This window comes from Plantibacter sp. MPB07 (genome assembly GCF_046619465.1).
Taxonomy (GTDB): Bacteria; Actinomycetota; Actinomycetes; order Actinomycetales; family Microbacteriaceae; genus Plantibacter; species Plantibacter auratus.
In genome coordinates this window covers 3306685-3330717 of sequence record NZ_CP177043.1, presented here as the reverse complement: position 1 = coordinate 3330717, position 24033 = coordinate 3306685, and the positions used below count along the sequence as shown (strand labels likewise).

Genomic DNA, 24033 nt, shown 5'->3' with positions numbered 1-24033 from the left:
TCCGGATCGCGATGTCAAGTGGGGTACATGCAGACGCATGAATAGCTAGATTCTCTAACAACACGAACGTTGAGCAAGGAGCAGTCATGAGCACGGTGTTGGAGCGAGGCACGGGGACCACGGTCGCCTGGGCCGAGCCGGACGCGACCCTCTGGGTCGCCTCGGTCGACGGCGAGTACGCCGGCATGGTCGAGTTCCGGGACGGCCGCTTCGTCGCCGCCTCGAGCACCGGCAAGGACCTCGGGGTCTTCGTCTCCCTGCTCCGCGCCAAGGAGGCGGTGGAGAACGGCCCGGCGAAGACGCTCCAGTTTCCGTACGTCGCCGCTGTCGCCGCGTCCGCGATCGTGTCCGCGACCGCCGTCGCCTTCACCGCGTTCGCCGTCCTCTAACCACTCCGTGAAGCGCTCGCTCGAGGTGCTCCCGGACGGCATCCTCGCCGAGCGCGCCGCCGACGGAGACGCCACCGCCTTCGAGGTCCTCGTCTTCCGGCACGGTTCGCTCATGCGCGCCTACGCCGTCCGCGTGCTGGGCAACCAGTCGGAGGCGGAGGACGTCGTGCAGGACGTCCTCATCCAGGCGTGGGGCCAGCTGGACCGGCTGAACGACCCGAACGCGGTGAAGTCCTGGCTGATGCGCATGGTCTCGAACCGGGCGATCGACCGCATCAGACGCCGCCGCGAACACAGCGAGATCGAGGATTGGAATGCCCCCGCCCCGTCCCATCAGTCCCCCGAACGGGTCGTCGAGGTGCGCATGCAGATGAGCGCACTCGCCTCGGTCCTCGACCGACTGCCCGCCATGCAGCGCGAGTGCTGGATGCTCAAAGAGACGGGCGGGCTGTCGTACGTCGAGATCGCCGAGTCGCTCGGGGTCCCGACGTCGACGGTGCGCGGTCAGCTCGCGCGAGCCAGACAGACCGTCCTGCGGGAGATGGAGGTGTGGCGATGAACGACGACGACCACGAGTCCATGCTCGACGGCCTGGCCGGCGCCGACCTCGACGGGCACACCATCGACGAGCTCTCCGACTATCTCGACAGCGGCCGTGAGCCCCTCGACCCCGACATCGAAGCCTCCCCCGGTTGCCAACTCGCCCTCGACGCCCTGCTCCGGCTGCGCACCCAGACCTGGGCGCTGCTCAAGTCGGAGGCGGCGACGCACTCCGAGCAGGACCGCTCCTGGATGCACGCGGTCCTTCAGAACATCTCACTCGAGGCGCACGCCGGGCGGGACATCCCACTCAGGCACCCGGACCCCGAGGTGCACCTCCGTATCACGGAGGGCTCCGTCCGCACCCTGATCCGCGGGGTGGGCGACAGCGTCGGCGGGGTCATCGTCGGTCGGGTCCGGCTCGACGGCGATGTGACGACCCTGGACGCGCCCATCACGGTGGCGATCACCGCCTCGGCCGCGTTCGGCAACAACCTCGAACGGCTGTCGCAGCTCATCCGGGATCGCGTCGTCGCGGAACTGGCCACGCACACCGAGCTCAACGTGGTCGCCGTCGACGTCACGATCATCGACATCCACACGCAGCGCGTCGCCCGGCCGGAGGACTCCTGATGGACACCGATGCCGCACTCTCGCAGCAGCTCACCGCCGTCGTCGCTGCGACACCGGGGGTCACGACAGTCTACGGGTCCGGGTCGCCGATCCGTGCGGTCCTGCGGACCGTCGCCGACGCGGTCGGGCGTGACGACGACAAGCCGACGAAGGTGGCCGTCGGTCGCGGAGCCGACGGCGCGCTGACGATCGGCGTGACCATCGGCGTGACCGACGGGGCTCCGGTCCCGGCGACCCTCCGTCTCGTCGGCGATGCGATCCGCGGGGTGCTCGCGACGTCGATGGCGGGGACGCCGATCCATGAGATCGACGTCCGCGTGTGCCGGATCGAGGACGCAGCACCGCTGGGAACGCCGCTCACGGGCGCGGCGACCACACCGTAGACCCCGTCAGACAGGCGCCGGCTCCTGCTGCACCGTGGGTGCCGTGCCGGTCGTCCGCGCGCGGTGGCGGCGTTCGATCGCCTGGCCGACATAGCTCGCCACGATGATCAGCGCCGCACCGAGCGCACCCAGCGGGCCGATCACCTCCCCCGCGATGAGCACGCCGACGAGGAGCGCCCAGACGGGTTCGGTCCCCATGAGGATGCTCGCGCGCGAGGCCGAAGTCCGCCGCACCGCCCACAGCTGGACGACGAACGCGAACACGGAACACAGCAGACCGAGGAACAGCACGTCCAGCCAGCCACGCAGATCGAGCCGCGTGACAGCTGCCGCGAGCCCGTCACCGGCGATGAGGCTGAACACCCCGGCGCACACGAGCATCTGGACGAAGACGACGCCGAGCGTACTGTCGGTTCGACCTCGCGTCAGGTGCGCACTCGACGTCACGTGCACCGCACGGACGACGGCGGCGGCGATCACGAGCGCGTCGCCCGCGGTGGGTGCGCGGAGACCGCCGTCCGACACGAGCAGCGCGACACCGACCACGGCTGCGACCGCGGCGACGAAATAGGACCTCGGGAGCCAGGACCGCGACGCGACACCGTCGAGCACCGGCGTCATGACGAGCGCGAGGCTGATGAGCAGCCCGGCGTTCGTCGCCGAGGTCAGGTGCACGCCCCACGTCTCGAGGCCGATGATCGCGGCCTGCGAGCAGCCGAGTGCCGCCGCGATCAGTAGGCCCCGTCCGCGAGGGAGTCGCTCCCGTCGCACGAGACAGATGAGCCCGATGGCGATCACCGCCACCAGGAAGCGCAGGGCGACCGCGGCCGGCACACCGGTGACGGCGGCGAGGCCCTTCGCCGCGAGGAAGCTGGCGCCCCACACCGCCGCGACCCCGACGAGCAGCACATCGACGATGAGTTCGGAGGGTGCGCGGCGGGCCATGCCGCTACTCTCCTGGAGACGGACACGACAGAACAACAGGCAGTGTCTGGATCGACGATGAAGGAAAAGCTTATGGATCCCGCGCGCCTCCGCCTCCTCCGCGAACTCGGCGACCGTGGCAGCGTCGCCGCGGTCGCCGCAGCCATGCACGTCAGCGCCTCGGCCGTGTCGCAGCAGCTCGCCGCGCTGCAGGCCACCATGCCGGTGCCGCTCACCGAGAAGCACGGGCGCCGCCTCGTCCTCACCGAGGCCGGCGAAGCCCTGGCCGTCGCCGCCGCGCGCGTCGAGGAGGCACTCGCCGAGGCGAGGGACGCCGTGGACTCCTTCCTCCAACACGAGCAGCGCCCCGTGAGCGTCTCGGCGTTCCACAGCGCGGGGCTGGCGTTCTTCGGACCGCTGCTCGCGAGCGGCCCCATTCCCGGAGTCAATGTGACCGGTCCGGTTCCGCGCCTCATCCTCGCCGACGCCGACGTCGCGCAGGACCGGTTCGCCGGGCTCACCGCCGACTATGACCTCGTCATCGCCCACCGCCTCTCGAACGAACCGGCGTGGCCGCTCGACCGCCTCGTCGTGACGCCGCTGCTCGTCGAACCCCTCGACATCGCGATGCACGAGGCGCATCCGCTCGCGGCGCGGTCGGAGCTGCGACCGGAGGATCTGCGCGACGAACGCTGGATCTCCACGCACGAGGGGTTCCCGCTCGCCGGCGTCCTCCATCACCTGGGCGCACTGAGCGGCCGGGCGCCGCGGATCGACCACCGTATCAACGAGTTCTCGGTCGCCGCCCAGGTCGTCCGCACGGGGGCGGCGATCGCCGTCATGCCGCGCACCACGGCGGCGCCCTTGGCCGTCGACGGCATGGTCCTCCGACCGGTCGCCGGCGCGGTCCTCGTCCGGCACGTCGACGTCCTGGCGAGACCGGAGGCGATGGCGCGATCCGCGGTCCGGTCGGTGCTCGCCAGCCTCCAGCGCGTGGCCGCCGACGCAGCACGCTGAGCTCGTATCAGCCCTCCGACGAGACGTCCACCCCCAGTCGCCCGACGTCCAGGAGGCGCAGGGTGGAAGGACAACGACGAAGGAGCATCCATGCGCGCACTCACGTACCAGGGTCGCCGTTCGGTGTCGGTCGAGACCGTCCCGGACCCCGCGATCACCGCCCCCACCGATGCGATCATCCGTGTCACCTCGGCAGCCATCTGCGGCTCCGACCTCCACCTCTACGAACTGTTCGGCCCGTTCCTCGACCGCGGCGACGTCCTCGGCCACGAGACGATGGGTGTCGTCGAAGCCGTCGGCTCGGAGGTCACCCGCGTCGCGGTCGGCGACCGGGTCGTCATCCCGTTCACCATCGCGTGCGGCGAGTGCTTCATGTGTCGCAACGGGCTGCAGTCGCAGTGCGAGACGACCCAGGTCACCGAGCACGGCAGCGGCGCCTCCCTCTACGGCTACACGAAGCTCTACGGGCAGGTGCCGGGCGGACAGGCCGAGTTCCTGCAGGTGCGGCTCGCCGACGCGAACTGCATCGTCGTCGGTCGTGACCTGCCCGACGAGTCCTACCTCTACCTGAGCGACATCCTCCCGACCGCCTGGCAGGGCGTCGAGTACGCCGGGGTGTCGGACGGCGGCTCGATCACCGTGCTCGGCCTCGGCCCGGTCGGTCAGCTCGCGGCTCGCATCGCCAAGCACCGCGGTCTCGAGGTCTTCGCCGTGGACCCGGTGCCGGAGCGCCGTGCCCTCGCCGAGCGCTACGGCATCCGTGCGCTCGACCTCTCGGACGACGTGGTCGCGGAGCTCCGCGACGCCACCGGCGGACGCGGCCCGGACGGGGTCGTCGACGCCGTCGGCATGGAGGCCCACGGGTCACCGATCGCGGCTGCGGCACAGACGGCCGTCGGCGTGCTGCCCGACGCGATCGCGCGACCGGCCATGGAGCACGCCGGCATCGACCGGCTCGCCGCCCTGCACACCGCGCTCGAGCTCGTCCGCCGTGGCGGCGTCGTGTCCCTGAGCGGCGTCTACGCCGGTGAGGCGGACATCATGCCGATGAAGTCGATGTTCGACAAGCAGGTGTCGCTCCGGATGGGTCAGTGCAACGTCGCCCGCTGGATCCCGACGCTGCTCCCCCTCGTCGAGGACAGCACCGACCCGCTCGGCGTGCTCGACCTCGCGACCCACCGCGTGCCGCTCGCCGAAGCTCCGGCGATGTACGAGACCTTCCAGAAGAAGGAGGACGGCTGCATCAAGGTCGTCCTGAAGCCGTCGGCGTAACCGCCCACAGCACGAAACGACCCGCGCCGATCATTCGGCGCGGGTCGTTTCGTGTCAGGCGGTCAGCAGTGCGTCGGGACCCGGTCACCAGTCCGTCGGACCGGCACTCCCCGCCTCGTACTCCTCGAGCGGCGTCTCGCCCGCGGCCCAGGCGGTGACGACCGGGGTGACGATGCGCCAGCACTGCTCGGCGATGTCGCCGCGCACCGACAGCAGCGTGTTCTCCTGCAGGAGGCCGGCGAGCACCTGCGCGTAGGCGCTGAGGGTCGCAGCTCCGGGATCGGCCTCGAGCTCGACCCGGCGCAGGCCGTCGACGTCATCGGCTCCGGTCACGATGAGGTCGAGGTGCACCGCACCGCCCTTGAGCGACATGCGGAGGACGGTGTCGGAGTGTCCGTCCGGAGCGTCCAGTCCGGTCGGCGCAGCCGAGCGGCGGAAGTGCACGGCGACCTCGCGGCGCGGGTCACCGATGCCCTTGCCGGAGCGCAGGACGAACGGCACGCCCTGCCAACGCGGGGTGTCGACCTGGAGCAGGAGCTGTGCGAGCGTCTCCGTCTCGCGGGAGGCGTCGACGTCGGGCTCGTCCACATAGGAGGGGAAGAGCCGGTCGCCGACCCGGCCCTCGGTGTAGCGGGCGCGACGGGCGGTCGACGGGTCGTCCTTCCACAGCCGGACGGCGCCAAGGACCTCGGCGATGCGGTCGTGGACGTCGGTCGGCGTCACCGCGTCCGGCCGCTCCATCGCGGTGAGCGCGAGGACCATGAGGAGGTGGCTCTGCAACATGTCGCGCAGAGCGCCGGTCTGGTCATAGAACGCCGCGCGACCCTCGAGTCCCAGCTCCTCGTCGTAGAAGATCTCCACCTTCTCGATCTGCTCCGCGTTCCAGCCCGCCTCGAGGAGTCGGTTGCCGAAGCGGAGGCCGAGCATCCCGAGGACGGTCGCGTTGCCGAGGAAGTGGTCGATGCGCCACAGACGCTCCTCCGGCACGACCTCGGCGAGCGCCGCGTTGAGCGCCTGGGCGTCGGCGAGGTCGTCGCCGAACGGCTTCTCGATGGCGATGAGGAGGTCGTCGGGCAGGTCGATCTGCGCGAGCGCCTCGGCGACCTTGCGCCCGGCGGACGGCGGGAGCGCGATGTAGAGGATCGGCGAGCCGGTGCAGGCGTCGAGCAGTGCACGCAGTTCGTCGGGGTCGGAGGCGTCGGTCGGGATGAACTCCGTCGTCGACACCAGCGCGTCGACGGTCCGGGCGCCGATGCCGGCGTCCTCGAGACTGGCGCGGACGGTCGCACGCCACTCCTCGTTCGACTGCGGCGTGCGGGCGGCACCGATGATCTGCAGCGAGATGTCGCGGGCGGCGTCGACGACCTCGCCGAGGCCGGGGATCAGGAGTCGCTTGGCCAGGTCGCCGTTGGCGCCGAGGATGGCGATGGTGTGCTTCGTCGGCTGCAGCGACTCCGCGTCCGGGATGCCGGGTACGGTGTCGGGATCGGGCTGGGTGGTGGTGTCGGACTGGTCGCTCATGATTCCATCCTGACCGAGAGCCGGATGATCGTCGTGGGGTTGCGCACGCCCGCGCCCCGGTCACTGAGACTGTCCCGTTCACTGAGCCACACACCCGGTCGCTGAGCCTGTCGAAGTGCGAACCCGCTCTACATCCCGACCGCTCGCCGGGTTCGTCGAAGCGTCGTTACTGAGCATCTCGAATGTCAGTGGTCCGTGGTGGACTGGAGTCATGACCGAGACCTCCACCACGCACCCGCTGCGCGCGGTGGACGTTTTCGAAGAGCGTCTCGCGGAACTGTCGGACGAGTTCACCGGCATCGCGCGCGAGCGTGCCGCGCTCGACGCCCGGGAGGCTCGTCTCCTCGCCAGGTCCGCGGCCCTGGCCGACGCCATGGCGGACAGTCTCGTGTCGCACGACGAGACGCCCGCCCAGCGGAAGGCGCTCATCCGCCGTTCCACCTGTGCGACGCTCGCCATGGCGACACGCGCCTCCGAGCTGACCGTGCAACGAGCCACCGGCGATGCCGAACGGCTCGTCGCCGATGCTCCGGATGTCCTCCGTGCATTGGAGGACGGCCGCATCTCGAGCCGGCACGCGCGGACCATCACCGATCAGCTCCAAGACATCCCGGCGCACGGCCGAGCCGCGTTCCTCGAGACGGTCCTCCCCATCGCGGAACAGTCGACCGTCACGCGACTGCAGCACCAGGCCCGCACCCTCCGCGAGCGACTGCACCCGGAGTCCATCACCGTGCGGGCGGCCCGGTCGGAGTCCGACCGACGGGTGGAGATCGAGCCCGCTGCAGACGGCATGGCATGGGTGCACCTGTTCACCACGGCGCCCGTCGCCATCGCGATCGGAGAACGCCTCGACGCACTCGTCGGGGTAGCCCACCTGACGGACGACGACCGCACCTGCCAGCAGCTGCGCGCCGACGCACTCGGCTCACTCTGCATCAGCGGCGTCACCACGGCCGACCAGACCGACCACCAGGGCCGGCGGTCGCCGATCGCCCGGCCGGTGGAAGTGCTCGACGACATCCATCCCACGGTGAACCTCACCGTGCCCGTGCTCAGCCTCCTGGGGGTCAGCGAGGCCCCGGCGATCCTTGACGGCTACGGCCCGATCGACCCCGAGACCGCGGCACGGCTCGCGGTCAACGCCCCCTCGATGACGAGGGTGCTCACCCACCCGGAGACAAGTGCGGTCGTCTCCGTCGGGCGGCAGCAGTACCGGGTGCCGGCGGATCTGCAACGAGCGGTCCGCCTCCGCGACGTCACCTGTCGCGCACCAGGTTGCGGGAGACGGGCTCGGGCGTGCGATCTCGACCATTCCATCGCCTGGGCCGACGGTGGCACGACGAGTGTCGGCAATCTGGCGTGCGTCTGCCGACATCACCACCGACTGAAGCATCTACCGGGGTGGTCGCTCGACCACCGGCCCGATGGGGTCCTCGACTGGACCACACCCGACGGCAGGCGACACCGCACGGAACCGGACGCGGTCCCGCCGTTCTGAGTGCGTGCCACCCCTGCACCCACGCTGATGCCGCGCTGCCGCGCAGGCTCGGTGACCGAGTTCCCCCGCTCACCGAGCCTGTCGACGTGCGCGCCTACTTGTCGTTCTCGGCGAGCCAGGCGTAGGACTCGGCGACGCCGCCGAAGATCTCCTTGCTGTAGCCGTCGAACTCCACGACGCGGGTCGCGTGCGGTGCGGCAGCGAGGATCGCCGGGATGTCGACCTGGCCCTGACCCGCGGGCTGCTGGTTCGCGAACGCCTGAGCGAGCGCGTCGGGCACGACGAGCGCACTCTCGCTGCTCGGCAGTGCGGTGGCGATGTCACCGGAGATGATGCCGTCCTTGATGTGCAGGAACTGCACGCGGTCACCGAGCGAACGGAGGAACGCCGGGGTGTCGGCACCGCCGACCGTCGACCAGAAGGTGTCGATCTCGAGGACGACCTCGGGCGACAGCTGCTCGACGAACAGCTCGAAGATCGGGCGCCCGTCGACGTGGGTCGAGAACTCCCAGTTGTGGTTGTGGTAACCGAACTTCAGGCCGGACGCCGCTGCTTGGACGGCGAGCTCGTTGACGCGCTCGGCGAGACGTGCCGCGTCGTCGGCGGTCTGCCAGCGATCGGTGGGGATGAAGGGGTCGATGACCGTCCCGATCCCGAGCCGCGATGCCGCGTCGAACGCGACCGCCGGGTCGGCGGCGTCGATGACGGGCGCGTGGCCGGACGGGGCCGTGACACCAGCGGCGGCGAAAGCGGTCTCGAACTCGGCAGCGCGCTCGACGAACGCGTATGGCTCGACCTTCGTGAAGCCGATCTCGGCGATGCGGGCGACGGCGCCCTGCAGGTCCTCGGCGATGGCGTCGCGGACGGTGTACAGCTGCACGGACGGTGCGCTCATGGGTACTCCTTCGTAGCTTCGGGCGGGCACCGACGGGCGATCGGATCGGTGACGGACACCGAGCCGGACCGCTTCTGTCGACTCGTCGACAAAAGTACCCGAGGTGAGTCTACCGACTGAGACTGGACGCGCGGGTCGCCGGGGTACTCATAGTCTGGAGATTCGACCGACCATCAGCGAGGGGGCACCATGGCAGACCTGAACCGGACGAGGCGGAGATCACCACGCCGCGCGATCGTCATCATCGGCGTCCTCGTGCTGATCGCCGTCGTCCTCTACGCGCTGACACTGAACCCGAACGTGTTCATCCTGCTCGTCGTCTGCATCGTCATCGTGGTCTCGATCGAGGCGCTGACGAGCAGACCTGACCGGTAGCGATCCGGCCGGTGGCGGGACCGTTACTTCTCGGCGCGCTTCAGCGACTTCTTGACCGCACGCTCGGCGAGGACGGTCACGTAATCCTGGACCGGGCGTTCGGCGAGCGCGCTGACCTCTTCGCGCACGAGCTCGCCGATCCGAGCGGAATCGACCCCCGAGTACTTCTCACTCAGCTTCGCGGTGAGCTGACGGATGATCTCTTCGTGGTCGATCTCAGTTGCCATGGACTCAGTATCAACCCACAGTTGTTGCCTGGGCTGTGAATCGCGACTTCCGTCCGCCGCTGTTCTCCCGCCGGACACCTGGCCGCCGCGATCCGTTCACCCTCCCCATCGGGCACCCGCCGAGGATATTCTGACCGCGATGTCGATTTCCGTGTTCGCCGTTCGACGTCAGAGTGAGGCGGGCGATCAGCGCCCCTGACGACAGGAGAAGACGATGTCGAAGTACATGCTCATCATGCGCAACAGCGGGTCCGTCGAGAAGCTCGAGGACATGGACTTCGAAGCGGTCATCAACGCGATGGGCGCCTACAACGAGTCGATGATCAACGCCGGCGTGATGGTCGGCGGTGACGGTCTCACCGACGCCGCACAGGGCGCCGTCGTCGAGTTCACGACCGAGGCGCCGATCGTCACCGACGGCCCCTACGGCGAACTCCACGAGCTCTTCAACGGGTTCTGGACCATCGAGGTCGCCACCCGCGAGGAGGCCATCGAATGGGCCGGCCGTGCGCCGCTCGGCCCCGGCAACAAGATCGAGGTGCGCCGTGTGACCGACGAGACGGACTTCGCCGACCACGCCGACAACGAGTACCTCCAGAAGGAGCAGGAGTGGCGGGCGCAGGAAGGTGTGGCGAAGCCGGCGGCCGACCCGGCCTGAGCACGACCGACGCGAGACGGACATGACCGACGCCGACATGACCGAGACCGACGCGGCGGACGGCGACGAGGCCGCCCGCCGCGTGGTCGACAGCGTCTGGCGGATCGAGAGCGCGCAGATCGTCGCCACCCTCACGAAGCTGACCGGCGACCTCGGCCTGGCGGAGGACCTCGCTCAGGAGGCTCTGCTGGAGGCCCTCGAACACTGGCCCCGCGACGGCGTGCCGCGCACCCCGGGTGCGTGGCTGACGATGGTGGCCAAACGTCGCGCGATCGACGGGTGGCGACGTCGGGCAGCCCTCGATGAGCGGTACCGGTCGCTCGCCCGTGACCTGGAGCAGGCGAGCGACCTCGACTGGGAGCCGATCGGGGACGACGTGCTGCGGCTCGTCTTCACCGCCTGCCACCCGGCGCTCTCGCGGGAGTCGCAGGTGGCGCTGACGCTGCGGGTCGTCAGCGGGCTCACCACCCAGGAGATCGCCCGGATGCTCCTCGTCCCGGTGCCGACGGTGCAGGCGAGGATCACCCGTGCGAAGAAGACGCTCGCCGCGGCGAACGTCCACTTCGAGGCGCCGGACCCGGCCGAGTGGCCCCGGCGCCTGTCGGCCGTCCTCGGCGTCGTCTACCTGCTCTTCACCGAGGGGTACGCGGCGACGAGCGGACCGACCTGGATCCGCGCCGACCTCGCGAACGAGGCCCTGCGGCTGGGCCGACGCCTCGTCGCGCTCGTCCCCCGCGAGCCGGAGGCGCACGCGCTCGTCGCCCTCATGGAGTTCCAAGCCTCACGCTTCGCCGCCCGCGTCGCACCCGACGGCTCCGCCATCCTGCTCGCCGACCAACACCGCGAGCGCTGGGATCGGGCGCAGATCGTTCGCGGGACGGCAGCGCTCAGCCGCGCCGACGCCCTCGGCCGGGGACGCGGCGCTTACGCACTCCAGGCGGCCATCGCGCAGCGCCACTCGGTCGCTCCGAGCGTGGACGCGACGGACTGGGAGCAGATCGTGATCCTCTACGAGACGCTCGGACGGATCGCCCCGAACCCGGTCGTCGAACTCAACCGCGCGATCGCGGTGTCGATGGCGACCGGCCCGGCGACGGCGCTCCGCATCGTCGACAGCCTCGCCGACGATGCGTCGCTGCGGGGGTCGCATCTCATCCCGAGCGTCCGCGGCGAACTGCTCGCACGGCTGGGGCGCATCGAGGAGGCGCGCTCGGAACTCCTGACCGCCGCGCACCTCGCAGCGAACGACCGTGAGCGCGACGTCCTGCTGCGGAAGGCCGCCGAACTGCCGCAGTGAACCGCGTCTCCTGCGACCTCAGCGTCCGGACGACACCTGCGCCGGGCGATCGAAGCGCTGCCCCTCGGGCTTCGACGGAAGCAGCACGAGGACCAGGATGATGACGCTTCCGATCGAGGGGACGAGTGTGAAGAAGTAGTACGGGCCGGGGAAGTTCGCGTCGTGCAAGCGCCGCCAGGTGATCGCCAGGCTCGGCACGATGAGCGCGAACCACACCACCAACAGCAGGATCACGCCGAGGATGAGGAGCACACGCATGCCGAACTCCATGGGCCCAGGCTCCGCGAAGTCATAGCCACCCCCGGACAGGTCTTCTTCCTGCGCAGCCGTCGCTGCTGCGACGCCGGTCATGATGGCACCGACCATGACGAGCAGCGTCGGGATGAGGATCAGGATCGTCGTGAGCAGCGAACTCCACCAGTACTCGCTGAGCGACGCGCGCCCCGAGAAGTTCGCGTACTGCTTGAAGAACCGCTTGGTGGCCTGGCGGAACGTGGCCCCGTAGAGCGGCAGGGTCAGGTCGTCCGGCGAGCTGGCACCCCGGGGCGGGGGCGCGATGTACTGCGGCTGACCGTACGGTGCCTGGCCGTACTGCGGCTGGCCGTAGGGTGCTTGGCCGTACTGGGGCTGCCCGTACGGTTGCCCGTAGGGCGCCTGGCCGGACTGTGGCTGGCCGCCCTGCGGCTGGCCGGAGGGGACCTCGGGGTTCGGAGGATACGTCATGGCTGCTTCCGGATCGCTGGTCGACGAGACACCAGTATGACGCGCTCCGACCTCACGCCCGGGTGATCGGGATCCAGACACGCATCGTGGACGGCCCGCGCTCGGCCCACGAATGGTACGGCGCGATGCTCGCGGTGAAGGTCTCATCGGGTCCCGACCCGGCGAACGCATCGCCGTACGGCCAGGCGGTGTCGGCGAGACTCCGGGTACGCAGCTCGATCGACAGCCGACCGTCCGCGTCCTCGACGGGCACGACACCCTCCCCCACCTCGATACGCGCGATCGCCTCGTCACCGCCCGGGAGGTCCACCGACTCGACGCAGTAGACCTCCGGTCCGCGCTCGATCGCGAGGCTGCCACGGATGGCGTCCACGCGGGGATCCGGCAGGGTGACCCGCGGACGGACGCTGAACGCGAGCTCCAGGACGTCGCCGGGGACGAAGGACCGCTCGACATCGGCGTAGCCCGGGGTGACGGCGCGATCGGTGGGCTCCCCGTCGACGGATCGGACGGTCACCACCGCATCATCAGCCCACGACGGCACGCGGAGCGAGACGGTCACCGGTCCACTCGGCGCCTCCACGATCCGCATGGTGACGACACCGGAGCGCGGGTAGTCGGTCACGAGCTCGGCCCGGAACCGCCCGCCATGCTCGCCGCCGATGACCGTGTCGATCGTCGCCGATGCGAACTGATGGATCTGCACGCCGCGGTCGTCGCTCGTGGCGACGAACGCCGCCAGGCTCGCGAGTGTCCGGGCCACGTTCGGTGGACAGCACGACACGTCGAACCAGGGCGCACGCTCGGAGGACGACGCTCGGGGCGACACCTCGTCGTCCGGGCTCGACTCCCCCGGCGTGCGCTGGTGGAGGGTGTTGGCGTAGAAGAACGCAGTGCCGGCGGCCGACGGCGACGTCGCGACGACGTTGTAGAGGACGCGCTCGATGTGGTCGGCGTACCGGAGATCCCGGTCCTCGAGCAGCAACCGCCAGCTGAACATGATCGATGCGATACCGGCACAGGTCTCCGAGTAGGCGCGATCGGACGGGAGCTCGAAGTCCTCACCGAACGCCTCGTCCTGGTGGTGCGATCCTTGACCGCCGGTCAGGTAGGTGCGTCGGGCGATCGTCCGGTCCCACTGGCTGCGGAGCGCGTCGAGCAGCCCGGTGTCGCCGTGCTCCACCGCGACGTCGGTGGCGCCGGCCGCGAGGTAGTTCGCGCGGACCGCATGGCCCCGCAGCGCCTCGGCGTCGCGGATCGGGAGGTCGTCCTGGAAGTAGGCACGGCCCCACTCGATGTCCTGGAGCACGCCGGTGCCGCGACGCTCGACGAACAGCGACGCGAGTTCGAGGTAGCGCGGCTCGCCCGTCACCCGTGACAGCTCCGCGAGGCCCACCTCGACCTCGGCGTGCCCGCACACGGACTGGATGCCGTCGGTGCCGAAGACCTGGCAGATGAGGTCGGCGGCCCGCGTCGCGATCCCGAGGAGCCCGTCGTCGGAGCCGGGGCTCGTCCGCTCCCGGGCGACGGCCGCCTGGAAGAGGTGGCCGAGGCAGTACAGCTCGTGCCCCCACTCGAGATCCGACCAGCGCTCACCCTGACCCGGGCGACCGAAGCGGGTGTTCAGATAGCCGTCCGCCTCCTGTGCGGCGGCGACCCGGTCGACGATCGCGCGGAACCGCGACTCGAGCGCTTCGTCACCGCCGAGCCGTCCGAGCTCCCACGCGACGGCCTCGAGGTACTTGTAGACCTCGGAGTCGGCGAACTCGCGTCCGCGGCGACCCTCGGGAAGCGTGCCGGCGGCGGCGAGGTCGAAGTTGCGGAGCCAGCCCTCCCGCTCGAGCCAGTGTTCGACGTGCGGCAGCGTCGCCGTGCCGTTGACCCGCTGGCGGTCGGCCCAGAAGCCGTCGGTGATGCGCACCTCGTCGAGGCCGAGCGGTGTGAGCGCGCCGGTGGTCGGGACGACCGGCGCTGCGACGGTCACCGACGTAGTGGACGTCGTGGGCGTGGTGCTGGTGGTGGTGCTCATGGTTACCCCTTGAAGGCGCCGGACATGAAGCCGCGCACGTAGTGACGTTGGAGGATGAGGAAGAGGAGGATGCACGGCAATGCGAGGACGACGACGCCGGCCTCGGTCGCGCCGTAGTCCACGACGCCCTGGACCTGGCCGCGCAGGTTGGAGACGGCGAGCGGCAGGGTCATCTTCGCGGAGTCGTTGATGAGGATCAGCGGCGCCATGAAGTCGTTCCAGGCGGCGAGGAACGCGAACAGTCCCACGGTGATGAGGCCGGGCTTGACCGCCGGGACGAGCACCTTCCAGAGCACGGTCCAGGAGTTGCAGCCGTCGACCATCGCCGCCTCATCGAGCTCCTTCGGGATCGACTCGAAGGCGATGCGCATCATGAAGGTCGAGAACGGCAGCTGGAACATGGTGAGCACGAGTGCCACCCCGACGAGCGAGTTGGAGAGACCGACCAGGTTGAGCAGCACGTAGAGCGGGATGAGCAACGTGGCGTACGGGACCATGAGGATCGCGATGGTCGCGAGGAACAGGGCGTTCTTGCCGCGGAACTGGAACCTGGCGAACGCGTAGCCGCCGAACAACGAGATCACGAGCGTCAGGACCACGGTCAGCAGCGAGACGAACGCCGAGTTGCCGATGTACTGCAGGATGCCGTCCTGGTAGCCGGCGAGGGTGATGTAGTTGCCGAGCCCCCAGCCCTCGGTCTGGTTCGTGCCGGCGAGCGGGGAGACCGATCGCACGGCCGTCCACACGAGCGGGTAGAGGAAGATCACGGCGAGCGCCGCCGTGAAGATCCAGAACGGCATCCGGATGGCGATACCGAAGAAGTTCGTCGGTTTCCCGTCGCGTCCGCGGCCGCGATTGCGTCCGTGACCACGGACGTCGGGCATCGTCGAGGTGACGGTGGCCGGTTCCTTTCGGGTGATGGTCATGCTCAGTCCTCGACCTTCTTGCTGAACGCGCGGATCTGCACGATGTTGATGACGATGAGCGCGGCGAGCACGATGACCGACAGCGCACCGGCGACGCCGAGGTTGTTCGGGCCCTGGAACGCCACGTTGTAGATGAGCTGGACGACGGTGATGGTGCTGTTGTCCGGCCCGCCCTTGGTGAGGATGTAGAACTGCTCGAACGCGAGGAGTGAGCCGGTGACGCACATCACCGTCGTGAGGGCGAGGGTCGGCTTCAGCAGCGGGACGGTGATGTCGCGGAAGGTCTGCCAGCGTGATGCACCGTCGATGCGCGCCGCCTCGTAGACCTCCTCCGGGATCCCCTGCAGGCCCACGAGCATGAGCAGCATGTAGAAGCCGGCGAAGCGCCAGACGATGAGGAAGACCGTCGACCAGAGCGCCGCGTCCGGGGTCCCGAGGAAGGTGAAGCCCATGGCCTTCGTGAGGTCGGCGAACGGACCCGCGATCGGCGAGTACAGGACGTAGAACAGGAGCGACGCCGAGGCGAGGCCGAGCGCGCTCGGGATGAGGAAGGCGGTGCGGAGGAAGCCCTTCCATCGGCTGGACTCCTGGACGAGGAGCGCGAGGCCGAGCCCGAGGCCGATGAGGAGGACCGTCGCGATGACGGTGTACTTCAGCGTGAAGACGACAGAGTCCAGGAAGAAGCGGTTGTCGATCGCCTTCGGGAAGTTCTCGGGGAAGTTCACACCCTGGTTGCCGCCGAGGAGCGGCCAGTCGGATGCCGCCATCTGGAACACGAGCCCCAGCGGGACGAGGAACAGCAAGATGACGAACACGGCGGTGGGGAGCGCGAACAACCAGCCGGTGCGGGCGTGCACGGCTCGACGCTTCCGGGCGCCGACCGAGTCCGTCGGGCCTCGTCTGGCGAGGGTGGTACTCATGGGTGGACCTTTCGAAGCGGGTGGATGCCGGTGCGCCGTCGCGGTGGTGGATGCGGCGGCGCACCGGCGGATCGGGCTACTGCGAGAGCACGTCCGTGATCGCGTCGCTGTCGGCGTCGACCGTGTCGGTGCCCTCGAGGACCGCGTTCCGCACGAGGGTCAGCCACGGGCTGGTCGGCGAGTTGAAGGCCTCCTGGAAGTTCAGCGAGTACGGCGTGTCACCCTTCGAGGCGACCTCATTGATCGTGACGAGGCGCGGGTCCTTGCTCGAGTACTCGTTCTCGGCGAGGTCGGAGCGGGAGACGACGTCGTTGTCCTTCGCGAGGACACCGACCTGCGCGTCCTCGGACATCAGCCAGCTGAGGAAGTTCCACGACTGTGCGGCCTTCTTGCTGTCCTTCGAGACGCCGATGCCGTCGCCACCGACGAAGGTCGAGTCGCCGCCCTTCGGGCCGGGGATGCCGGACACGCCCACGTCGAAGGGAGTGGAGGACAGCAGCGTCGCCGGGTACGGCATGACGCCGACCTTGCCCTCGGTGAAGCCGGCGGTCCAGGTGGGTCCGGCCTCGTCCTTCGAGGACGGGAGCACGGCGCCCGACTTCCAGAGGTCGGCCCAGGTGCTGTAGACCTCCTTGGCGCCGTCCTCAGCGAGGAGCGACTCGGTGCCCTCCTTGTTCATGACCTGCTCGCCGTCGGCCCACACACTGGGGAACCAGGTGAAGACGAGGCAACCGCCGCAGTTGAGGCCAGTGGCGGTGCCGTAGGTGTCCGGCTTGTTGAGCGCCTGCACCGCCTTCGCGTCCTCGGCGAACTCGGCGAGGGTCGTCGGACCCTGCTCGGGGTCGAGGCCGGCCTCCTTGTAGAGCTCCTTGTTCCAGAAGAGCATCGACAGGTCGAGCACGAACGGAAGCACGTGCTCCTTGCCGTCCGCGGTGCCGGCGGCCAGGTGACCCTTGTTGATCTCGTCCTTGAAGTCGAGTCCGTCGATGTTCGCGGTGAGGTCCTGGAACAGGCCCTGCTCGACCCAGTTCGGGACGTACACGATGTCGGCGGCGAACAGGTCGGGGAGGCTGTCGGAGCCGGCCGCCGCACCGACCTTCGCGACGTAGTCGTCGTTCGGGACGACGGTGAGCTTGACCTGGTTCTCGTGCGAGGCGTTGTAGGCCTCGACGAGGAGCTTCGCCTGCTTCTCGAGTGGGGCGCGGGTCCAGAGCGTGAGCTCGGAGCCGTCGTCGACGCCCTCGGGCCCGGCACTGGCGAGCGGGGAACTGCCGCCGCCCCCGGAGGAACAGGCGGCGAGGCCGACGAGGAGGGCGCTGGCGGCCAACACCCCTCCGACCCGCTGCATCCGTCTGGTGTGCGTGCTGCGCATGGTGACTCCTCTGACTCATCGTTGAGCGGACCGGTCGGGTCCGGCGGTGCATGGGAGGTTTTCGAAACTGTCGAAACGCCTTTCGGTAAAGCTAGCCTGGGATCGGTGTAGCGTCAAGAGCGAAGTCCGGTAACGTTTCGGAAACGAAGAGGGGGAGCAATGCCAGACAGTGACGTCAGTGCGTCGGCAACCGGTACCCCCGGCCGAGCGGCGACCTTGGGCGACGTCGCCCGGATCGCAGGCGTCTCGATGGCCACCGCTTCGAAGGCCATCAACGGTCGGAGCGAGGTCGCCCCGAAGACCCGGCAGCGGGTGCTCGACGCCGCGAAGGAAGTCGCCTTCACCCCCAACGAACTCGCGCGCAGCCTCATCAACGGGCGCACCGGTACCGTCGGTCTCCTGACGAGCGACCTCGAGGGCCGCTTCGTCATCCCCATCCTCATGGGCGCCGAGGACGCGTTCGGCGCCGGGCAGGTCAACGTGTTCCTGTGCGACGCCCGGGGCGATGCGATCCGCGAGCAGCACCATCTGAACGCGCTCCTCACCCGGCGCGTCGACGGCATCATCGTCGTGGGCCGCACGACGGACCCACGCCCCTCGCTCGGCCACAAACTGCCCGTCCCGGTCGTCTACGCCTACGCGCCGTCCGACGACCCGACCGACGTGTCGATCACCCCCGACAACCGCGACGGCGGGCGCCTCGCCGTCGAGCACCTGATCGCGTGCGGGCGTTCCCGGATCGCGATGATCACGGGTGAGCCGCAGTATGCGGCGGCCAGGGATCGCGTGACGGGCGTGCAGAACGCCCTCGCCGCGGCGGGCCTGGACCTCGTCGGCACGCCGATGTTCTCGGAGTGGACCGAGCACTGGGGTCGCGATGCGGCGGCGATGCTGCTCGCACAGCACCCGGAGATCGACGGCATCGTGGCCGGTTCCGACCAGATCGCCCGCGGCGTCCTCGACACGGTCCGCGACCTCGGGCGCGACGTCCCGAGCGACGTCGCGGTCGTCAGCTTCGACAACTGGGAGATCCTGGCCACCAACTCGCGCCCGGAGCTGTCGTCGATCGACGCCAACCTGCAACAGCTCGGCCGGCTCGCCGCGACCCGCATCTTCGAGGCGATCGAGGGTACGGACGTCGCACCGGGCGTCGAGTACCTGCCCGGCCGCCTCGTCCTCCGCGGTTCCACGATCCCGAGGCGCTGAGGTCCGGGTCGGACGCCGGTACTCGCCGCGGGGGTGATGCGACAGCCGTCGGACATCGCTACGGTCGAGCCATGGACAGCTCAACCGTCATCATGATCGTGGTCCTCGCCGCCGTTGCAGTCATCGTCTTCACGATCACCGTGCAGGCCAGACGACGTGCCGGCGGGACGAAGCATCGCGGGGGTACGAGTTCGGACTCCGGCATGCCGTTCATCGTTGATGGCGACGGTCACCATGGAGGCGGCCACCACGGCGGAAGCGACTCCGGCGGTTGGGACGGTGGTGGCGGCGGCGACTCCGGCGGCGGCGGCGGCGGAGACGGGGGCGGTGGGGGCGGCGGCGACTGACGGGTCCGCCCGGGCCGCGTGAGCCGTCAGCGACGTCGCTGCTGCTTCGGGCGACGCTTCGGTTTCGGACGCGGCTTCCGCTTCGGTGGCGGGACCACCGCGCCAGAGCCGGCCGAGTCGCCTTCTCTACCCCTCAAGCGCCTGCGCGAGACGTCGATTCCCCCGGCCGGCCCGCCGATCCACATCGGGACATCGCCCTGCCAGCCGGCGACGAAGAACAACACCCCACCGACGACCAGTCCGCCCACCCCGCTTGCCTGCCAGATCGCCTCGTCATAGATCACGGGCCCCACAGCCTGACCGTCGAAGAGCAGATGGAACCCGTTGTTCACGACGACGACGAGCAGCGTCAGCCACCCGACACCGAACACCGTGCCGGCCACCCACCCCCATGAGGCGATCGCCAACCCGCCCAAGACGGCGGCCGCAGCGACGGGTACGCCGAACGCCACGAACAGGACGATCGCGACCCAGGACTCGGCACTGTCGCCGCCGATGGCGGCCAAGACCATCGCGACGACGACGAGCAGCACCACGGAGGCGATGAGCGCGCCAGTCCACGTCGTGAGGCGCCGTCGACTCATCCGGTACGGGTTGGTGGTGGGATCGCGGTGCTCCTGCGGGCCCGACTGCTGCTTCGACATGCCCTCATCCTCGACCATCGGACGCCGCTCCATCGATCGACCTCATGGCGCGGCATCGCGATAGCCTCGCTGCATGGGGGAATCACGAGGCGCCCGTGCGCGCGCGGGTGCGACCCGCTCCCGAGCATGGCTGACCCTGTCCTGGTGCGCATCAGTCTTGGCCGCGGCGTTCCTGGGGGCAGGCGTCGTGAGCATCTCGACCTACGCTTCGTTCCTCGACTTCCCGCAGGACGATCCCGGCTGGATCAGCCACCACGGCTGGCTCGCCTCCACCGGCACGGCTGCACTGATCATCGGCGCCGCGCTCGCGGTCTGCAGCGCGGTGGCGTTCATCCTGTGGCAGGTCGGGCTCCCGGAGCAGCCGGTCGGTCAGGGCGGTCGATCGTCCACGGAACACCGCTGACCGACCGCGCCGCCGTCGCCGTGGTGTGCGGTGGTGAGCGGCGGACCACGGCCGTCGTCGGTCGACATCGGCCCGATCGGTGTCGACACCATCACGCGCCGATTGAGACACTGGGCAGGTGTACTCCGAGCGTGTCCTCCTCTCCGGCGACGCGCTGTGGCGCTCGGAAGACAGCGCTGGCGGGGCGGTCGTCCCGGCCGACGGCTGCGTCGACCTGATCCTCCGCGACGGCCGGGTCGAGGTGGCCGGACCGTCCACACGGTGGCTGGCCACCGGTCCCGACGGGGTCGCCGGGTCGTTCGGCTTCAGGATGCAGCCGGGGCGGGCCAGGCTCCTGCTCGGCCTCGATCTCGCAGCGATCGCGGACCAACTCGTACCGCTCGACGACGTAACCGATCGGCGGACCGCGGCACGGCTGCGCGAGGCGATGATCCTGCTCGAAGCCGGACCCGCCCCGATCGGCACGCTCGCGGCGTTCTCGGCCCAGCTTGCCGAAGCGAGTCGCTGGTCGGACGCCGTCCGCCGAGCGGCGTTCGAGGCGACGCCGGCGCGTGACGTCGCCGCGACGCTGAGCGGCTCCGAACGGTCCTTCCGGCGGCGGATGCTCGCCACCTTCGGATACGGCTACGCCACGCTCGTGCGCCTCGATCGCGCACATCGAGCTCGATCCTCACTCCGCTCGGGCTCGTCGATCGCCGACGTCGCCGCATCGGCGGGCTATGCCGACCAACCCCACCTCTCCCGCGAGTTCAGGCGTCTCGTCGGCTCGAGCCCCGCTCAGTTCGCGGCGAGCGCGGCGTAGAGGTCGACCGAGTTCCCGTCCGGGTCGAGGACGGTCGCGTACCGCTGGCCCCACACGGCGTCCCAGGGCTCGACGTGCCCGGCGTATCCGGCATCGACGAGCGTGGCGAAGGTGGCGTCGACGGCAGCCGGACTTCCCTGGTCGAAGGCGAGGGCGATCCGGTGGCCGCCGGACGCCGGAACGAAGGTCGGGTCGAAACCGCGGATCGTCTCGACCGTGTCCCATGCGAGCGCCACCCCTCCGTCCAGGAGTGCATCCACGTGGGGAGCATCGTCTTGACCGGGCTCGATGGGCACGCCCAAGGCTCGGTAGAAGGCGAGCGAGGCCGCCATGTCGTTCGTCACGATGCCGATGAAGCCGAGTCTCAGTGTCATGGTCTCACCGTACGACCGGGCGACGACGGGGTCGTGAACAGAACGGCCACGCTGCGCGCGCGACCGGTTCCCTGGCTGCTCGGTCAGCGACCCGCGAGGTCGCCGAGTCGGGCGCGCATCGCGCGGAGCACGTCGACGAGGAGCACGTCGTCCGGTCCGGCGAGCCACTGCTCGAGGGAGGCGTCGAAGAGTGCCGAACCGATGGACGCGGCGAGCGCCGCGTCGGCTGACGTGACACCACTCTCCATGAGGGCATCGCGCATCGCGTCGGTGAGGACCGCCGACTTCAACCGTTCCCGCTCGCGCAGCTGCGGTTCCGACCGGATGACAGCATGGCGGGCGGCGATGTCGTCCCGCCAGCGCTGCAGCTCACCGGCGGCCACGGTCTCGAGGCCGGACATCACCAGGGCGAGCGGGTCGAGCCCTGCTGGCGCCGCGGCGACCAGCCGTCCCACCACCGTCGGGAGCTCGCGCTCGCGGAGGAAGAGCACGTCGCGCTTGTCGGCGAAGTGACGGAAGAACGTGCGGGTGGTGAGCCCGGCGGCCTCGGCGATCTCCGGGACCGTCGTCGCCGCGAAGCCCCGGTCGGCGAAGAGCGCCATCGCAGCGCTCTCGAGTCGGAGAGCGGCGTCGGGTGCCCATCGTGCCATGCGATCAGGATAACCGATGACACGTCGTGTCGTCAGGTGTACAGTGATGACACACCGTGTCATCATCGCCACGCCAATCCGCAACACCCTTGGAGACCTCATGCCGACGAACACCGCAGCCTGGCTGCCAGCACCCCGCGCGGACCTCGTCGTCGGCCCAGCCGCGATGCACGAACCCGGCCCTGGCGAACTCCTCATCCGGAACCGAGCGGTCGCGGTGAACCCGCTCGACGACGTCAAGCAGCAGACCGGGAACCTCATGTACCGGTGGCTTCCCTCGCCCGCCGTGCTCGGTGAGGACGTCGCAGGCGAGGTCGTGGCCGTCGGGCCGGACGTCCGTCGCTTCGCCGTGGGCGACCGCGTCGTGGCGTACGCGGTCGGCATGGAGCGCGGTCGGCGCCATGACGCCGAGGGCGGGTTCCAGCAGTTCACCGTCGTGCGGGCGGACCTCGCTGCCCCGATCCCGGACGGTCTGCGAGACGAGGACGCCGTCGTCCTGCCGCTCGGGATCTCCACGGCCGCGACCGCCCTCTTCCAACGCGACCACCTCGCGCTCCCCCACCCCTCGGAGTACCCCACCGCCACCGGGACGACCGTCGTCGTCTGGGGCGGCGCCACCAGCGTCGGGAGCAACGCCATCCAGCTCGCGGTCGCCTCCGGCCACCGGGTCGCGACCACCGCCTCGCCGCACAACCACGACCGGATGCGCGAGCTCGGTGCCGACCTCGTGTTCGACTACCGCAGCCCGACCGTCGTGGCGGATCTCGTCAGCGCCCTCCGCGGCTCCTCGGTCGTCGGCGTCCTCGCCGTCGGGACCGGCTCCGCAGAACCAGCCGTCGCCGTCGCCGCCGCCACCGGGGCACGCCGCGTCGCACTCGCGAGCCCGTCGGTGTCGTTCGGGTCGCTGCCGCGTCGGGCCGGCCCGAGTCTGACGTTCGTCCGCACCATGACCCGGCTCGTGGCGGCCAACGTCGCGCTCCAGATCCGTGCCCGTCGGGCGGGGATCTCCGCGCGGTACGTGTGGGGCAGCTCGCTCATGACCAACGAGGTCGGGCCGATGCTGTGGGAGGACTACCTGCCGGGCGCGCTCGCCGGCGGACGACACGTCTGCGCGCCAGCCCCCGAGGTGGTCGGCGAAGGCCTCGAAGCGATCCAGCCGGCCCTCGACCGACTCCACGGCGGCGTCTCGGCCCGCAAGCTCGTCGTGCGGTTGTGAGGCGCGGGACTCACACCTCCCAGACCGAGCGGTAGCTCCGCTCGGCGAGGAGCCCGGACAGCTCAGCGCGCACGCTCATCCTCGTGGCGAGACCGCGTCTCACACCTCCCAGACCGAGCGATAGCTCCGCTCGGCGAGGAGCCCGGACAGCTCAGCGCGTACGCTCATCCTCGTGGCGAGACCGCGTCTCACACCTCCCAGACCGAGCGGTAGCTCCGCTCGGCGAGGAGCGCCGACAGCTCCGCATGCACGCTCATCGTCTTGGCGAGCCGCTCGCCGCGGTCCGCCTTCAGCACCTCGGGACGCTCCCAGTCCCGCTCCGACAGGTAGGCCGTGTACGGGTTGATGACGCACTTGAAGTCCAGCATGAGCGACTGCCCGAGCGTGGCCGTCGCCATGGTGCTGTGCGGCAGGCCGGCAGCGCAGACGAAAGTCACGACCTTGTCGAACCAGGCGGCGACCCTGCCGTCCTCACCGGTCGCGCCGGTCGCCTCGATGAGCGACTTCACCGACGCGGCCGGCGCCCAGTTGTAGATCGGGAAGGCGAGGACGACGCCGTCCGCAGCAGTGATCAACGCATGCAGGCGACGGAACGCAGGGCTCTCGAAGACCCGGTCGTTGTCGAACGGCGGCAGTTCCATCTCGGCCAGATCGATGACGGACGAGTCATGACCTTGCTCGCGCAGCAACCCGCTGCTCGCCGAAGCGAGGGTCCGACTCCGACTCGCCGGATCGAGGCTGCAGGAGATCACGGGCAGGTTCAAGGCGGCCATCCCTCTACGCTATCCC

Annotated in this window: 28 protein-coding genes; 15 read left to right on the top strand and 13 right to left on the bottom strand. The window is 69.8% G+C overall.

Going from position 1 to position 24033, the window contains the following annotated elements; genetic code table 11:
• The first annotated feature begins 86 nt into the window (after nt 1-86).
• Genes ACLIME_RS15415 through ACLIME_RS15400 form a run of 4 tightly spaced genes read left to right on the top strand, consistent with a single transcriptional unit; the run spans nt 87 to nt 1945 of the window.
• Nucleotides 87-389, top strand: a complete 303-nt coding sequence (locus tag ACLIME_RS15415) for a hypothetical protein (RefSeq protein WP_124768103.1) — start codon at nt 87-89, stop codon at nt 387-389.
• A 7-nt stretch (nt 390-396) separates the two neighbouring features.
• Nucleotides 397-948, top strand: coding sequence for an RNA polymerase sigma factor (locus ACLIME_RS15410; RefSeq protein WP_079704557.1), 552 nt, complete (start codon nt 397-399; stop codon nt 946-948).
• A complete protein-coding gene (locus ACLIME_RS15405) occupies nt 945-1562 on the top strand; it encodes a hypothetical protein (protein WP_079706159.1) in 618 nt (205 codons plus the stop codon). The genes ACLIME_RS15410 and ACLIME_RS15405 overlap by 4 nt, the downstream gene beginning before the upstream one ends.
• A complete protein-coding gene (locus tag ACLIME_RS15400) occupies nt 1562-1945 on the top strand; it encodes a hypothetical protein (RefSeq protein ID WP_411557452.1) in 384 nt (127 codons plus the stop codon). Before ACLIME_RS15405 ends, ACLIME_RS15400 begins: the two co-directional genes overlap by 1 nt.
• A 6-nt stretch (nt 1946-1951) precedes the next feature.
• Here the strand turns inward: ACLIME_RS15400 and ACLIME_RS15395 are convergent, their stop codons facing one another.
• Complete coding sequence (locus tag ACLIME_RS15395; RefSeq protein ID WP_411557451.1) at nt 1952-2890, bottom strand: DMT family transporter; 939 nt, start codon at nt 2888-2890, stop codon at nt 1952-1954.
• A gap of 72 nt (nt 2891-2962) precedes the next feature.
• On the opposite strand from ACLIME_RS15395, the gene ACLIME_RS15390 reads away from it, so the two are divergent.
• Nucleotides 2963-3886 (top strand): LysR family transcriptional regulator, encoded by a 924-nt coding sequence (locus tag ACLIME_RS15390; RefSeq protein ID WP_411557450.1) that lies wholly within the window; start codon nt 2963-2965, stop codon nt 3884-3886.
• A gap of 90 nt (nt 3887-3976) precedes the next feature.
• A complete protein-coding gene (locus tag ACLIME_RS15385; RefSeq protein ID WP_411557449.1) occupies nt 3977-5158 on the top strand; it encodes an alcohol dehydrogenase catalytic domain-containing protein in 1182 nt (393 codons plus the stop codon).
• A gap of 84 nt (nt 5159-5242) precedes the next feature.
• On the opposite strand, the gene ACLIME_RS15380 is transcribed toward ACLIME_RS15385, so the two are convergent.
• Nucleotides 5243-6679 (bottom strand): glucose-6-phosphate dehydrogenase, encoded by a 1437-nt coding sequence (locus ACLIME_RS15380; protein ID WP_411557448.1) that lies wholly within the window; start codon nt 6677-6679, stop codon nt 5243-5245.
• 211 nt (nt 6680-6890) lie between these two features.
• Between ACLIME_RS15380 and ACLIME_RS15375 the strand changes: the two genes are divergently transcribed.
• A complete protein-coding gene (locus ACLIME_RS15375; RefSeq protein WP_411557447.1) occupies nt 6891-8180 on the top strand; it encodes a DUF222 domain-containing protein in 1290 nt (429 codons plus the stop codon).
• Nucleotides 8181-8274: 94 nt separating this feature from the next.
• Here ACLIME_RS15375 and ACLIME_RS15370 read toward each other — a convergent pair whose 3' ends face one another.
• Nucleotides 8275-9075: a sugar phosphate isomerase/epimerase family protein gene (locus tag ACLIME_RS15370; protein WP_079704551.1), complete on the bottom strand. Its 801-nt coding sequence runs from the start codon at nt 9073-9075 to the stop codon at nt 8275-8277.
• A 189-nt stretch (nt 9076-9264) separates the two neighbouring features.
• Here ACLIME_RS15370 and ACLIME_RS15365 point away from each other — a divergent pair, with 189 nt between their 5' ends.
• A complete protein-coding gene (locus ACLIME_RS15365; RefSeq protein ID WP_079704550.1) occupies nt 9265-9450 on the top strand; it encodes a hypothetical protein in 186 nt (61 codons plus the stop codon).
• 23 nt (nt 9451-9473) lie between these two features.
• On the opposite strand, the gene ACLIME_RS15360 is transcribed toward ACLIME_RS15365, so the two are convergent.
• Nucleotides 9474-9677, bottom strand: coding sequence for a three-helix bundle dimerization domain-containing protein (locus tag ACLIME_RS15360; protein WP_079704549.1), 204 nt, complete (start codon nt 9675-9677; stop codon nt 9474-9476).
• A gap of 214 nt (nt 9678-9891) precedes the next feature.
• Between ACLIME_RS15360 and ACLIME_RS15355 the strand changes: the two genes are divergently transcribed.
• Both ACLIME_RS15355 and ACLIME_RS15350 read left to right on the top strand, forming a co-directional pair.
• On the top strand, nt 9892-10335 hold the full coding sequence (locus tag ACLIME_RS15355; RefSeq protein ID WP_191940091.1) for a YciI family protein: 444 nt from the start codon (nt 9892-9894) through the stop codon (nt 10333-10335).
• Nucleotides 10336-10372: 37 nt separating this feature from the next.
• A complete protein-coding gene (locus tag ACLIME_RS15350; RefSeq protein ID WP_411558801.1) occupies nt 10373-11632 on the top strand; it encodes an RNA polymerase sigma factor in 1260 nt (419 codons plus the stop codon).
• 18 nt (nt 11633-11650) lie between these two features.
• On the opposite strand, the gene ACLIME_RS15345 is transcribed toward ACLIME_RS15350, so the two are convergent.
• From ACLIME_RS15345 to ACLIME_RS15325, 5 genes are all read right to left on the bottom strand, one after another.
• Nucleotides 11651-12355 carry a DUF805 domain-containing protein gene (locus tag ACLIME_RS15345; protein WP_411557446.1) on the bottom strand — a complete coding sequence of 235 codons (705 nt, stop codon included), beginning with the start codon at nt 12353-12355 and terminating at the stop codon, nt 11651-11653.
• Between the two features lie 52 nt (nt 12356-12407).
• Nucleotides 12408-14384 (bottom strand): glycoside hydrolase family 127 protein, encoded by a 1977-nt coding sequence (locus tag ACLIME_RS15340; RefSeq protein WP_411557445.1) that lies wholly within the window; start codon nt 14382-14384, stop codon nt 12408-12410.
• A gap of 2 nt (nt 14385-14386) precedes the next feature.
• Nucleotides 14387-15310, bottom strand: a complete 924-nt coding sequence (locus ACLIME_RS15335; protein ID WP_341864845.1) for a carbohydrate ABC transporter permease — start codon at nt 15308-15310, stop codon at nt 14387-14389.
• Between the two features lie 2 nt (nt 15311-15312).
• Complete coding sequence (locus ACLIME_RS15330) at nt 15313-16230, bottom strand: carbohydrate ABC transporter permease (RefSeq protein WP_079704545.1); 918 nt, start codon at nt 16228-16230, stop codon at nt 15313-15315.
• A 76-nt stretch (nt 16231-16306) separates the two neighbouring features.
• Nucleotides 16307-17602 (bottom strand): ABC transporter substrate-binding protein, encoded by a 1296-nt coding sequence (locus tag ACLIME_RS15325; RefSeq protein WP_411557444.1) that lies wholly within the window; start codon nt 17600-17602, stop codon nt 16307-16309.
• 159 nt (nt 17603-17761) lie between these two features.
• On the opposite strand from ACLIME_RS15325, the gene ACLIME_RS15320 reads away from it, so the two are divergent.
• Together ACLIME_RS15320 and ACLIME_RS15315 are read left to right on the top strand one after the other, a co-directional pair.
• Entirely contained in the window at nt 17762-18808 is a 1047-nt protein-coding gene (locus ACLIME_RS15320; protein ID WP_079704543.1) for a LacI family DNA-binding transcriptional regulator, read from the top strand.
• Between the two features lie 71 nt (nt 18809-18879).
• Nucleotides 18880-19155: a hypothetical protein gene (locus ACLIME_RS15315; protein ID WP_411557443.1), complete on the top strand. Its 276-nt coding sequence runs from the start codon at nt 18880-18882 to the stop codon at nt 19153-19155.
• A gap of 26 nt (nt 19156-19181) precedes the next feature.
• Here the strand turns inward: ACLIME_RS15315 and ACLIME_RS15310 are convergent, their stop codons facing one another.
• The gene (locus ACLIME_RS15310) at nt 19182-19799 is read right to left on the bottom strand and encodes a hypothetical protein (RefSeq protein WP_411557442.1); all 618 of its coding nucleotides are present in this window, start codon (nt 19797-19799) and stop codon (nt 19182-19184) included.
• A 73-nt stretch (nt 19800-19872) separates the two neighbouring features.
• Here ACLIME_RS15310 and ACLIME_RS15305 point away from each other — a divergent pair, with 73 nt between their 5' ends.
• Complete coding sequence (locus ACLIME_RS15305; RefSeq protein WP_411557441.1) at nt 19873-20202, top strand: hypothetical protein; 330 nt, start codon at nt 19873-19875, stop codon at nt 20200-20202.
• Nucleotides 20203-20320: 118 nt separating this feature from the next.
• Nucleotides 20321-21004, top strand: coding sequence for a helix-turn-helix domain-containing protein (locus ACLIME_RS15300; protein WP_411557440.1), 684 nt, complete (start codon nt 20321-20323; stop codon nt 21002-21004).
• Here the strand turns inward: ACLIME_RS15300 and ACLIME_RS15295 are convergent.
• A complete protein-coding gene (locus ACLIME_RS15295) occupies nt 20980-21378 on the bottom strand; it encodes a VOC family protein (RefSeq protein ID WP_124768073.1) in 399 nt (132 codons plus the stop codon). The two genes, ACLIME_RS15300 and ACLIME_RS15295, sit on opposite strands and share 25 nt — an antisense overlap.
• Before the next feature lie 83 nt (nt 21379-21461).
• Nucleotides 21462-22028, bottom strand: coding sequence for a TetR family transcriptional regulator (locus ACLIME_RS15290; RefSeq protein WP_411557439.1), 567 nt, complete (start codon nt 22026-22028; stop codon nt 21462-21464).
• Between the two features lie 46 nt (nt 22029-22074).
• Here ACLIME_RS15290 and ACLIME_RS15285 point away from each other — a divergent pair, with 46 nt between their 5' ends.
• Nucleotides 22075-23244, top strand: coding sequence for a zinc-binding alcohol dehydrogenase family protein (locus ACLIME_RS15285; protein ID WP_411557438.1), 1170 nt, complete (start codon nt 22075-22077; stop codon nt 23242-23244).
• A gap of 188 nt (nt 23245-23432) precedes the next feature.
• Here ACLIME_RS15285 and ACLIME_RS15280 read toward each other — a convergent pair whose 3' ends face one another.
• Complete coding sequence (locus tag ACLIME_RS15280; RefSeq protein WP_411557437.1) at nt 23433-24017, bottom strand: NADPH-dependent FMN reductase; 585 nt, start codon at nt 24015-24017, stop codon at nt 23433-23435.
• Nucleotides 24018-24033 lie beyond the last annotated feature (16 nt).